Origin of the sequence: Sphingomonas sp. 1F27F7B, from assembly GCF_005503355.1 — a bacterium.
Taxonomy (GTDB): domain Bacteria; phylum Pseudomonadota; class Alphaproteobacteria; order Sphingomonadales; family Sphingomonadaceae; genus Sphingomonas.
Genome location: NZ_SCMK01000001.1, coordinates 76,060 through 87,814 on the forward strand (window position 1 = coordinate 76,060; position 11,755 = coordinate 87,814).

An 11,755-nucleotide genomic window follows, 5' to 3' on the forward strand; every position below is an offset into this window, starting at 1 on the left:
CTTCTAGCTATTGGTTGGACGTGGAGCGGCGGCGTTGCCCCCTGGCGCCGCCGCTCCCGATCCTCCCGTGGCCAGCCGCCACCGAGTGGTCCGAGTTGATTGTCAGTGCATCGTGGCGAGGGGTTTTGAAGTGCTTGCCTCTAGCTCGGCGCGTAGGAGCACAGAACCCTGTCCATGGACGACGTCGGCCTCATTCACCACCTCCCGGTTGCGCTGGGCATCGGCCTGTTGATCGGAGCGGAGCGCGAGCGGCGCAAGGTCCACCGTCCGGCCGCAGCGGGGCTGCGCACCTTCACGATCGCTGCCTTACTGGGCTGTGGTGCAGCTCTGATGCCGCAGCAGTGGATGATCGCGATCGTGATGCTGTGCATGACCGCGCTGGCCCTGCTGAGCAGTTGGCGCAGGCGCAATACAACCGACCCCGGCATCACCACGGAAGTTAGCCTCGTCGCCACTACGCTGCTTGGGGCGCTTGCCGTAACTGCGCCGTTGCTGGCGGGGGCTCTTGCGGTGCTGATCGCGATCGTGCTGGCAGCCCGCGATCCGCTCCATCGCTTCGTCGGACAGACGATCAGCGCGGACGAGATTGCGGATATCCTGCTGATCGCCGGCGCCACCCTGATCGTGCTGCCGATGTTGCCGGACCGGCAGATGGGGCCATTCGACGCGCTCAATCCGCATTCGATCTGGATGGTCGTTGTCATGATCCTCGGGATCAACGCGCTGGGCCAGGTGGCGACGCGGCTATTGGGTGCGCGCCTGGGGGTGCCCGCACTAGGCCTCATCTCGGGGCTCGTTTCCAGCTCGGCAACTATCGGGGCCATGGGTGCCTGGGTTCGCGCCAATCCCGCCTCCGCCGCGGCGGGTGCGGCAGCGGCGGTTCTATCGACCGTCGCCAATTATGCGCAGATGGCCGTGGTGATCGAGGCAACGGACCATCGTACCTTTCTTGCTACCATCCTGCCGGTGGGCGCAGCCGGACTGGCCGCACTTTTGTCGGGCGGATGGTTGACCCTCGCGGCCTGGCGCGAGGTTACGGCTGAACCGCCGAGAATGAGCAGGTCCTTCAATCTGCTGATGGCACTGACCTTTGCCGCCACGGTGGCGATCATGCTGATGTCCGCAGCGGCCCTCAGAGCCTGGTTCGGGGATGCTGGGCTTATCGCCGTAGCCGCGATCGGCGGGGTGCTGGACGTTCATGCCGCGGTGATTTCATTAGCGGCACAGGTCGCCGACGGCACGATGGCCGCGCCGCAAGCCATCCTTCCTATCCTGACCGCCTGCACCACCAGTACCCTCGCCAAGATTTTCTTTTCCGCAACGGTGGGAACGCGCGCCTTTGCCGCCCGTGTCATTCCAGCCCAGTTACTGATCATCGGCGCGGCATGGCTGACGGTCTTTGTTGGCTGACACAATGCACCACGTCGGAGGGGTTGGTCCATGCGCGCGCACTTCCCAGCGCCAGTCAAACGAGAGCCGCGGCCCCGGTGAGATGGCGGCCAGGGCTGCCGCGCCGGCGGTCTATATCATCCATGCCAGTGCGCGATGCCGGCCGTCAGGGTTTCGTCAGAAAAGGCTGACAACCACCCTATGCTTTGCGAGGACATTATGAGCAGATTGCGAACCCATCCTGAGCGTCATGCGGTGTCACGCATCGGTTGGTTGCGTGCCGCTGTACTCGGCGCCAACGACGGGATCGTGTCGACGGCCAGCCTGATCGTCGGCGTTGCCGCTTCAGGCGCCGAAAAGTCGGGGATATTGGTGGCTGGCGCAGCAGCGCTGGTCGCAGGCGCGATGTCCATGGCCGCCGGGGAATATGTGTCGGTGAGTTCGCAGGCCGATACGGAGAAAGCCGATCTCGCCCGAGAAGGCGGCGAGTTGGCCGGTCAACCAGACCTTGAGCGCAATGAACTGGCCGAGATTTACGTGGCGCGCGGGCTCGACAAGGACTTGGCGCTTCGCGTCGCTGATCAGCTTATGGCCAGCGACGCGCTGGGCGCCCATGCGCGCGATGAACTTGGCATTTCCGAAGTCGTGACCGCCCGTCCACTCCAGGCGGCGCTCACCTCCGCGGCGACCTTCAGTACAGGCGCGCTCATGCCGCTGGCACTGGTCGCTGTCGCGCCGCGCGCCAGTCTCGTGCCGATCGAGATCGCCGCGACATTGCTGTTCCTCATACTGCTCGGTACGCTCGGCGCATGGGCCGGTGGCGCGCAGCCGGTGCGCTCGGTCTTGCGGGTGACATTCTGGGGGGCGCTCGCCATGGCGGCAACAGCAGGGATCGGGCGGCTGTTCGGGACGGTCGTATAGCCCCTCGTTCTCGTCAGGATTCGGTCAGACAATCTGCCTAGCCCTTCCTTCGGGAAGGAAGAATTGTATGACAAATCTCGCTCAGGCGGACACGTTGAAGGTCTGGGACGCGCCGCTGCGATTGTTCCATTGGCTGCTCGTTCTGGCCATTCTGGTGGCTTTTCTATCGTCCGAAGACGACAGCCCGATCGCCAGTTGGCATATGGTGGCAGGATGGTGCGCCGCTGTGCTGCTGGCGTTTCGCTTGGTCTGGGGCCTGGTCGGCGGCGAACATGCCCGCTTTGCGCGTTTCATCAAACCGACGGCGATCGGCTCGCATGTGCGCGAGCTGTTCGCCGGCCGTCCGGAACGCTCCGTCGGACACAATCCGCTCGGAGCGATCGCCGTCCTCGCCCTGCTTGGCCTGACCGGAATCGTCCTTTGGAGCGGTGTTAGCGTCGCGGCGCACAAGCTCGACAAGGATTTCCACGAAACGCTTGCCTATGGCTTGCTGGCGCTCGTCGCCCTCCATGTCGGCGCCGTTGTCCTGATGTCGTTTCTCACTCGTGAAAATCTGGTTCGCGCGATGGTCACCGGCCGCAAGAGAGCCGGTCTTCATCCTGATACTCGTGACGCGCGGGCGCCCGGAGCACTTGCGCTGCTGGTCGGCAGCGCCACCATCATCCTGGCGGTGATCCTGATCCTTCGGAGCGAGCCGACCGCGTTCACACCGCATATGCGCGATGGCGCCCATGAACATCACGAGGACAAGGATTGAAGACTTCTGACGGCCCCCTGCTAGAACGGATCATGGCCAGCGATCATCATCTCCCTCGAAGGTTCCAGTGATTCATGCGTCTTCTCGTCATCGAAGATAATGCGCGAATGGCAGCGCTGGTCGCAGACGGCCTCCAGCGCCGGAACTTCGTGTGTGATGTCGCCCATAGCCTTGCAGCGGCCGAGGATGCGATGGGCGGCGCAACCTATGACGCGATCGTGCTCGACCTTGGGCTACCCGATGGCGACGGAACCGACTGGCTTACGAGCCGCCGAAAATATCACGAGATGCCGCCCGCGATCATGCTGACCGCGCGCGGGGCATTGGAGGATCGCATCACGGGCCTCGATGCCGGAGCGGATGACTATCTCGTGAAGCCGGTCGAGATCGATGAACTTGCAGCGCGCATCCGCGCGCTGCTACGTCGCCCCGGCGTGCGGATACAGCCGGTGATCGAGGTAGGACGACTATATTTCGACGTCGCCAACCGCACCGCCCGCGCTGGCGATCAGGAGATCGATCTGTCGCGCCGCGAAGCCGATCTGCTGGAATTGTTGATGCGGCACGCGGGAACGGTCGTGCATCGCGCCGTGATTGAGAATGCCCTTTATAGTTTCAGCGATCCTGTGACGCCCAATGCTATCGAGGCCACGATCTCGCGGGTGCGGCGCAAGCTGGAGGATGCTCACGTCACCGGCGCGCTCCATACCGTTCGAGGCGTTGGCTATATGCTGAAGGACAATGGCGCGTGACCGATCGCCGATCCGTATCGCGACGCCTCAAACGCGGCCTGGGCCTGATCGGTCTGGTCGGCACCTTCCTGCTGCTGGCTGCTGTCGTCTTCTTCTACAGTTTCACCTTCGCCCATCTCGATGCGCAAGCGGCGATGGCGCGCGCCAGCCGCGAAATGCTTGAGCATGTTGCGCTGCCGGTGGCGATTCTGATGATCCCCGTTACCGTGCTTGTGCTTCGCGTGATCCGCCAGGCATTCCGACCGCTCGAAGAGGTAGCGGCGGAGATCGAGGCGGTGCAAGGCCATGAGCGCGGCTTCCGTATCGACAATTCGCAGATGCCTACCGAAGCGCTGCCTTTCACTAGCGCCGTCAACGACCTGCTCGCGCGCCTCGACGAAGCGGCGAAGCGCCAGGAAGCCTTCGCCGCCGATGTCGCGCACGAACTGCGCACACCGCTCGCCTTGCTGTCCCTCGAACTCGATCGGTTGGAGCATGACGATGCGGAGCGGCTCAAAAAGGATGTCGCGGCAATGCGTCGGCTGATCGATCAGCTCATGCTGCTGGCGCAGATCGATGCCGATGCAGTCGCCCAGATCCCGCTGGCGCAGATATCGCTGAGCGATGTGGCAAGCGATGTCGTCGGGGCGGCCGCGCCGGCCATCATTGCCGGAGGCAAGACCATTGAACTCGTGACTGGCATTCACGCGCCCGTCACGCGGGGTCGGCGCGAGGCGATTTCGGCGGCGCTGCGCAACCTCATCGAGAACGCCGTGCGGGTGACTCCGGCCGGCGGCGCCATCCAGGTGCTTGTTGGTCCGGGTGCAAGCATCAGCGTGCGTGACGAAGGGCCTGGCCTGCCGCCAGACCGGCTACGCAATCTCGTGCAACGCCATCGCCGCGCCGATCATGCCAGCAAGGACGGCGCTGGGCTTGGCCTCGCCATCGTCGAGCGGATCATGGCCGCGCACGAAGGCACGCTCGAGACCGATCCCGATCGCCATGATTTGATACTGCGCTTCCCCGAACCCTGACTGCCGATTGACCTGTCGCCTGTCTCGTCAGGGTTCCGTCAGACTCGCCGCCTAGCCGGATGGCATGTCCAGACGATATTATCCGATTGCAGGCGTGGCCGTTCCGCTCGCTTTGGCGGCCTTTTGGTGGCTTGCGCCGCATTCCGAACCCACCGCCGCGAAAGCGCCTGCCGATAAAGCGCAGACTGCCGCGGGGGTGTTGGTCGTTGATGCAAAGCGCGCGGCGCAAATGGGCATTCGTCTAACCGCCGCGACCGTTGCCGAGGAAGCCCCGCTCGTCACTATTCCAGCGGTGATCCAGCCTCCAGCCAACGCCCGCGTGGCGGTGGCCGCGACCTTCCCCGGTGTCGTCACCCGGACGTATGTGGTGGAAGGCGACAGCGTGCGGCAGGGACAGGCGCTTGCAACCGTCGCCAGTCGCGAAGTGCTGACGCTCGGCTCGGACCTCACCCGCGCCCATGCGCGTGCGGGCGTTGCGCAGTCCAATGCGGCGCGCCTGTCGCAGCTCAGCCGGGAGGGCATCATCGCTCCAGCCCGCGCGGACGAGGCGCGCGCCATCGCCGCCGAGAGCAATGCGGACGTATCGGAAAAGGCGCGTATCCTGCGCATGGTGGGCGGCCATGGCGGCAGCGGCTCCTATACGCTGACCGCGCCGATCGCGGGCCGCGTGACCAGCGCGGCCATCCAGACAGGCAATCCGGTCGACGGCACCACCGCGCCTTATGTGATCGATGCCGCAAACCGCTATGAAGTCATCGGGCAACTGCCCGAACGGCTGGTCGGTCAGGTGCGGCTTGGTATGACCGTGCATCTGCCACCTGACATTTCCGGCCGGATTATCGCCGTCGGTTCGACGATCGATCCCGCAACGCGCTCGGCCAGCCTCAAGGCGGAAATCCCGGCAGGGCCAGGCGTCGTCGCGGGCCGGGCGACCAGCATCGTGATTTCCGGTCCCGCACCGGCGGGCGCGGTCAGCGTGCCGGAGACCGCCGTCACAATGATCGACGGCAGGTCGGCCGTGTTCGTGGCAGCGCAGGGCGGTTACGCGGTTCGCCCCGTGACGAGCGGAACGGCCAGCAACGGCCGGATCGTTCTGCTCTCAGGCGTAAAGCCCGGTGAACAGGTGGTGACCTCCGGCACGAGCGCGCTCAAGGCGCTCGCCGCGGCGCGCTAGGCCCGGCCGATGCTGCGTTCGCTCGTCGCCACAGCGCTCTCCTATCGCCTGCTCGTCCTGCTGCTCGCCGCTGTGACGGCAGGGCTAGGGATATGGGCCTTCGTCAACTTGCCGGTCGACGCCTATCCAAACATCGCCCAGACACAGGTGAAGCTAATCCTGAAAGCCCCCGGCATGACGCCGGAGGAGGTAGAAAGCCGCGTTATCACGCCGATCGAACAGGAGATGCTGGGCATCCCCAATCAGGCGATCCTGCGCTCAGCGGCCAAATACGCCATCGCCGACATCACCATCGATTTCACCGATGGCACCGACATCTATTGGGCGCGCCAACAGGTCGCCGAGCGGTTGTCGGGCGTAATGGGCGATCTACCCGCATCGGTGACGGGCGGTCTGGCGCCGATCTCCACGCCGCTTTCCGACGTTTACATGTTTACGATCGAAGGGCCGCTATCGCTCCAGCAGAAGCGTGAGCTACTCGACTGGACGATCCGCCCGGCGCTGCGCACCGTGCCCGGCGTCGCGGACGTCAACGCGCTCGGCGGCTATGTCCGCACCTTCGAAGTGAGGCCCGATCCGGTGGCGTTGGCCTCCGCGAAGCTTTCGATTGCCGATCTGCGTGCGGCAATCGAAAGCGGCAATCGCAACGATGGCGCGGGACGCCTCGCCAATGGCGAGGAAGCGCTGATCGTCCGCGCGGTTGGCGCGATCCGCAATGCCGAAGACCTGCAATCGCTCGTCATCGCCAGCCGTGATGGGCGCATCGTACGGCTGGGCGATGTCGCCTCGGTCGGCAGCGGCAGCCTCACTCGCTATGGCGCGGTGACGAAGAACGGCAACGCCGAAGCGGTCGAAGGGCTGGTGATCGCGCTGCGCGGGGCGGACGCCCGGCAGGTGGTGGACGGCGTTCGCACGCGCCTCGCCGAGGTCGAGCGCGGCTTGCCCGCTGGCACGCGTATCAATGTGTTCTACGATCGCTCCGACCTGATCGAACGGGCGGTGGGCACGGTCGAAGAAGCGCTGATCGAGGCGACCGTCCTCGTCGTCGTGCTGCTGATCCTGTTCCTGGGCGACTGGCGCGCTGCTGCGATCGTCGCCGCGACCTTGCCGATGGCGGCGCTCATCACCTTCCTCTTCATGCGCGGCATGGGCCTCTCCGCCAATCTGATGAGCCTTGGCGGGCTTGCGATCGCGATCGGGATGCTGGTCGATGGCGCGGTGGTGGTGGTCGAGAATGTGGTCGAACGGCTCGGCCGCGATCACGATGGAGATACGCCCCGGCTCAACCATGTGTTTCGTGCGACCAGCGAAGTGATCGTCCCGGTCTCGGCCGGCATCCTCATCATCGCGCTGGTGTTCCTGCCGTTGCTCTCATTGCAAGGGTTGGAGGGCAAATTGTTCGCCCCTGTCGCGCTCACCATCGTCTTCGCGCTCGCAGGCTCTCTCCTGCTGGCGCTGACGCTGGTGCCGGTACTGTCCTCCTTCGGCCTCAAAAGCGGCCACCATGGCGAGCCGTGGATCATGCGCCAGCTTGGCCCGCGCTACCGCGTGCTGCTGGACGGCGCGTTCGCGCGCAAAAGGCTGGTCTATGGCCTCTCTGCTCTGGGACTGGTGCTGGCTGGCATAGCCTATGGCGCGGTTGGCAAGACCTTCATGCCGACGATGGACGAGGGCTCGGTCATCGTCCAACTCACCAAGCTGCCTTCGATCAACCTCGACCAGTCGGTTGCCGGTGATCTGGCCGTGCAACGCGCGCTCCGGGCCGTGCCCGAGGTCGAGGACGTGATCGCCCGCGTCGGTTCGGACGAAATCGGCCTCGATCCGATGGGCCTCAACGAGACCGACAGCTTCGTCCGATTGAAGCCACGCTCCGAATGGCGCGGCAACAAGGATTTTGTGATCGAGGAAATCCGCAAGGCGCTGGAGGGGCTTCCCGGCATCACTCCCAGCTACACCCAGCCGATCGAGATGCGCGTCTCAGAGATGCTGACCGGTGCGCGCGGCGATCTCGCGGTCAAGATCTTCGGCCCCGACCTCAATACGCTTGCCGATCTCGCCGGCCAGATCCAGCACACGCTGTCGGGCGTTCGCGGTGCCTCGGAAGTGCTGACGGTCGCCAACGACAGCGTGGACTATCTTCAACTCGACATCGACCGCGCAGCGGCCGGGCGGTTCGGAATGCCGGTCGACCAAATGCAGGATGCCTTGCGCGCTCAGGTCGAGGGGATGCGCGCGGGTGTCGTGGCGGAAGGGCAGAAGCGGACGCCGATCGTCATCCGAGGCGATGAGAGCCTTCGGAAAGACGCCGCGCGCTTCGCCGATCTGCAATTGCGCACGCCTGATGGCACGCTCGCGCGCGTCAGCGACATGGCGCGGGTCGCGCGCACGCAGGGGCCGGTCAAGCTCGACCATGAGAATGGTTCACGCTTCGCCTTGGTGCAGGCATTCGTCTCCGGGCGCGATCTGGTCGGCTATGTCGATGAGGCGAAGGCTGCGGTGGCGACGAAGGTACGGCTTCCGGCAGGGTACAGCATCGTCTGGGGCGGCCAGTTCGAAAATCAGCAGCGCGCCTCGGCACGGCTGATGACGGTGATCCCGATCGCGCTGGGACTGATCTTCCTCGTGCTGTTGGCGACACTGCGCTCGCTCCGCGCGTCGCTGCTGATCCTCGCCAATATCCCCTTCGCCATGGTCGGTGGTCTGGTCTCGCTCTGGGTGTCGGGCGAATATCTCTCCGTGCCTGCTTCGGTCGGATTCATCGCCCTACTCGGCATCGCGGTGCTCAACGGGCTGGTGCTCGTCGCCTATTTCCGGCAGCTCCGCACGGAAGGGCTAGGCATGGCCGAGGCGGTACGGCTCGGCGCGCAGCGGCGACTGCGGCCCGTGCTGATGACCGCCAGCATCACCGCCTTCGGCCTGGTGCCGCTCTTGTTCGCCAGCGGGCCTGGATCGGAGATCCAGCGTCCGCTCGCCATCGTCGTCATCGGCGGCCTCATCACTTCCACCCTGCTGACGCTGATCCTGCTGCCGATCCTGTTCGAGCGCTTCGGCGAAAGCGCGGGAGAACCCGAAAATGCCTGATCTCCTGTTCACCCTGCATTGCGCTGTCCCGGACGCCGAAGGGCTAATCGACTCCATCCGCGCGATCTCCCGGGCGCCGATTCATATCCGGGCGGAGAATGTGCGTGGTCGTGACTTCGACGATGCCGGGACAGCAGAGCGGGTCTCCGGCGAACTCAAGCGCACGACTATCGAACTGATCGTCGGTGAGGACATGGTGCCGGATTTGCTTCGCGCAGTGAAAGAAGCACGGCACGATCTGCCAGTGCGTTGGCGAACCGTTCCGCTCGTCGATCAGGGAAGGATCGCCTGATGCGGGTCGTCGCCTTTGCCTGTTGCCTTGCATTTGGCGCAACGCCTGCGCTCGCCCAGCGCGCCGACCTGCCGCCGGCAGAGAAGGTCAACGAGGCGCTGGACAGTCATCCCAGCGTTGCCGCCGCGCTTGCCCGTATCGAGGCTGCGCGAGCGCGCGGCGACATGCTTCGCAAAGGCCCGCATGAAGTGACGGTGAGCGGTAGCTACATCCGCCGCACGGTGGATCGCGAGGGCGGTTTCGACGAGTTCGACACGACGATCAGCCGCCCTTTCCGCCTGCCGGGCAAGGCCGCGCTGGACCGCAAGGCTGGCGCCCTGGGGATCGAGGTGGCCGAGAACCAGATGGAGGATGTCCGTCACCAGACGGCGCTGATCCTGTCGAGCCTCTGGCACGACTGGCTGACTGCCGGGACTCATTATCGAAACGATATGGACACGGTCAGGGGGCTGGAAGAATCGATCGCGGCGGTGAAACGGCGAGTCGCGCTGCGTGACGCCGCCCAGCTCGATCTTGACCAGGCGCAAGCAGCGCTCGCTCAGGCCCGCGCACAGGCGGCATCGTCCCTCTCTATCCGCGAGCAGGCGCGTGTCACCCTCGCCGCGGCCTTCCCCGACATTCCCTTGCCATCCGAGCCCCCGGAACTTGCGTCCCCGACGCTTCCCGATGTGGGGCTGGAGACGATGCGCGATCTCGTGATCGAGCGCAGCCACGAGATTCGTGCAGCGGACAAGGAAGCGCAGCGCCTCGGCGTCACGGCTCAGCGGGTTCGGGCGGATCGTATCGCTGATCCATCGTTCGGAGTCCGTTTGTTCAGCGAGCGCGGCGGAATGGAAAAGGGCGCGGGTATCGTCGCCTCGATCCCCCTCGGCGGTGGCTATCGCCGGGCGGCGGCCGATCAAGCCTCAGCCGAGGCCAACGCCGCGCGCATGGAATTGGCGGCGATACAACGCAATATCCAGGCCATCGCCAATGCGGACCTTTCCAACGCCCGCACCCGCTACGATGCCTGGCGCAACGCCGATCTATCGATGCACAGCGCCGCCGACGCGGCCGCCAAGATGGCGCGAGGATATCAACTCGGCCAGATCGATCTGACCGATCTTCTTTATGTCCGGCGGCAGGCGCAGGAGGCGCACCGCCTGGAAATTGATGCCCGGTCGGAAGCCGACCGGGCGCTCCTGAAGCTTCAGATCGATTCACACAGCATCTGGGCGCCGGACGAGGAGAAAAGATAAGATGCTGTGCTTGCTCCTTGCCTCGGTCGCGAGCGAAGTTTCTTCACCGCCGCCATTTCTCGGACCAGATCAAGTCGCGTCGGTGCCGGCGCAGCCAAATTCGGCCGTAGCGCGCCCCGCATCAGACGCGACACGGCCCGCCATCACGCCACCGGCGTTCGAACTGGCGCCATCGGCCCCACAGTCTCCCGTTGAGCAAGAAGGCCCAGCAAGCCAGGACGCATCAAGCCAGAATGGTACAGCGGACGCAAAAGACACAATTGTCGTCACAGCCTCGTCGCGCTCAGCCCACGTCGACCCGCTGGAACCAGCCAACCTCAAGTCGTTTGAAATCACGCAGTCTGTCGATCATGCCGTGGTGGCGCCAGTGGCCATGGGCTATCGGCATATCGTCCCTGGACCAATACGTGATGGCCTGCACAACGCGTTCGCCAATCTCGACGAACCTGTCGTTTTTTTGAATTTCCTGATCCAGCACAAGGTCGGCAAGGCCGCCGAGACCGTCGGCCGCTTCGCGGTCAACACGACGCTTGGCGCGGCGGGCCTATTCGATATTGCCAAGCGAAAACCGTTCCGCCTCCCGCATCGTCCCAATGGGTTCGCCGATAGCTTCGGATTCTATGGCGTGAAGCCCGGAGCATTTCTGTTTTTGCCAGTGGTTGGGCCGACGACAGTCCGGGACCTGATTGGCGGCCTGATGGATCGCATGGTGCTGCCCACCGCCATCGGCGTTCCGTTTAACCGATTGGCCTACAGCGCAGGGACCGGTGTGCCGCGGGCGCTCGACCGGCGCATCCGGTTTGACGCAGATCTTCGCGAGCAACGAGCACAGGCACAACCCTATGTCACAGCGCGCGAATATTATCTGCGACGCCGGCAGGATGAAATCGATGTGCTGCGCGGGAAACGCAAAATGGCTGCCCCCACGCCGGACACTCATAAAAGCATTGATGAGCTACGAAAGCACTGAAATGCGCGCTGATCGTCTAAACCACATCGAAACATTGACCGACCGCCTATTGCCATCTCCTCGCCCCCAGAGGAAAGCTGGACGGTCAGGGCTCGCTAGCAATAAGAACAAACCGCTGGCGAGCGGGGCGGGGAGATATCTGGAGATATGTCCTCGCCCCAATATTAT

The 11,755-nt window shown here is 64.6% G+C and carries 10 protein-coding genes; all 10 read left to right on the forward strand.

The annotated features are described in order from the left end of the window. The first annotated feature begins 174 nt into the window (after positions 1-174). The 10 genes from FFS08_RS00345 to FFS08_RS00390 all read left to right on the forward strand — a co-directional run bounded on the left by FFS08_RS00345 (position 175) and on the right by FFS08_RS00390 (position 11,587). Entirely contained in the window at positions 175-1,410 is a 1,236-nt protein-coding gene (locus FFS08_RS00345; protein WP_086129762.1) for an MgtC/SapB family protein, read from the forward strand. 198 nt (positions 1,411-1,608) lie between these two features. After that, on the forward strand, positions 1,609-2,310 hold the full coding sequence (locus tag FFS08_RS00350; protein ID WP_086130084.1) for a VIT1/CCC1 transporter family protein: 702 nt from the start codon (positions 1,609-1,611) through the stop codon (positions 2,308-2,310). A gap of 67 nt (positions 2,311-2,377) precedes the next feature. Next, positions 2,378-3,067, forward strand: a complete 690-nt coding sequence (locus tag FFS08_RS00355; RefSeq protein WP_086129761.1) for a cytochrome b/b6 domain-containing protein — start codon at positions 2,378-2,380, stop codon at positions 3,065-3,067. 74 nt (positions 3,068-3,141) lie between these two features. Continuing rightward, positions 3,142-3,819: a response regulator gene (locus tag FFS08_RS00360; protein ID WP_086129760.1), complete on the forward strand. Its 678-nt coding sequence runs from the start codon at positions 3,142-3,144 to the stop codon at positions 3,817-3,819. Beyond that, the gene (locus tag FFS08_RS00365) at positions 3,816-4,832 is read left to right on the forward strand and encodes a sensor histidine kinase (protein WP_086129759.1); all 1,017 of its coding nucleotides are present in this window, start codon (positions 3,816-3,818) and stop codon (positions 4,830-4,832) included. Before FFS08_RS00360 ends, FFS08_RS00365 begins: the two co-directional genes overlap by 4 nt. Positions 4,833-4,896: 64 nt before the next feature. Beyond that, positions 4,897-6,006, forward strand: coding sequence for an efflux RND transporter periplasmic adaptor subunit (locus tag FFS08_RS00370; RefSeq protein WP_086129758.1), 1,110 nt, complete (start codon positions 4,897-4,899; stop codon positions 6,004-6,006). A 9-nt stretch (positions 6,007-6,015) separates the two neighbouring features. After that, positions 6,016-9,087 carry an efflux RND transporter permease subunit gene (locus FFS08_RS00375; protein ID WP_086129757.1) on the forward strand — a complete coding sequence of 1,024 codons (3,072 nt, stop codon included), beginning with the start codon at positions 6,016-6,018 and terminating at the stop codon, positions 9,085-9,087. Continuing rightward, the gene (locus FFS08_RS00380; protein ID WP_086129756.1) at positions 9,080-9,379 is read left to right on the forward strand and encodes a DUF3240 family protein; all 300 of its coding nucleotides are present in this window, start codon (positions 9,080-9,082) and stop codon (positions 9,377-9,379) included. Before FFS08_RS00375 ends, FFS08_RS00380 begins: the two co-directional genes overlap by 8 nt. After that, positions 9,379-10,617 (forward strand): TolC family protein, encoded by a 1,239-nt coding sequence (locus FFS08_RS00385; RefSeq protein WP_126001287.1) that lies wholly within the window; start codon positions 9,379-9,381, stop codon positions 10,615-10,617. The genes FFS08_RS00380 and FFS08_RS00385 overlap by 1 nt, the downstream gene beginning before the upstream one ends. A 1-nt stretch (position 10,618) precedes the next feature. Beyond that, on the forward strand, positions 10,619-11,587 hold the full coding sequence (locus FFS08_RS00390; protein ID WP_086129754.1) for an MlaA family lipoprotein: 969 nt from the start codon (positions 10,619-10,621) through the stop codon (positions 11,585-11,587). The last annotated feature ends 168 nt before the right edge of the window (positions 11,588-11,755 follow it).

Bases quoted from the DNA above. Each gene is read 5' to 3' on its own strand.
- FFS08_RS00345 (WP_086129762.1), top strand. From the start codon at position 175: ATGGACGACGTCGGCCTCATTCACCACCTCCCGGTTGCGCTGGGCATC.
- FFS08_RS00350 (WP_086130084.1), top strand. From the start codon at position 1,609: ATGAGCAGATTGCGAACCCATCCTGAGCGTCATGCGGTGTCACGCATC.
- FFS08_RS00355 (WP_086129761.1), top strand. From the start codon at position 2,378: ATGACAAATCTCGCTCAGGCGGACACGTTGAAGGTCTGGGACGCGCCG.
- FFS08_RS00360 (WP_086129760.1), top strand. From the start codon at position 3,142: ATGCGTCTTCTCGTCATCGAAGATAATGCGCGAATGGCAGCGCTGGTC.
- FFS08_RS00370 (WP_086129758.1), top strand. From the start codon at position 4,897: ATGTCCAGACGATATTATCCGATTGCAGGCGTGGCCGTTCCGCTCGCT.
- FFS08_RS00375 (WP_086129757.1), top strand. From the start codon at position 6,016: ATGCTGCGTTCGCTCGTCGCCACAGCGCTCTCCTATCGCCTGCTCGTC.
- FFS08_RS00380 (WP_086129756.1), top strand. From the start codon at position 9,080: ATGCCTGATCTCCTGTTCACCCTGCATTGCGCTGTCCCGGACGCCGAA.
- FFS08_RS00385 (WP_126001287.1), top strand. From the start codon at position 9,379: ATGCGGGTCGTCGCCTTTGCCTGTTGCCTTGCATTTGGCGCAACGCCT.
- FFS08_RS00390 (WP_086129754.1), top strand. From the start codon at position 10,619: ATGCTGTGCTTGCTCCTTGCCTCGGTCGCGAGCGAAGTTTCTTCACCG.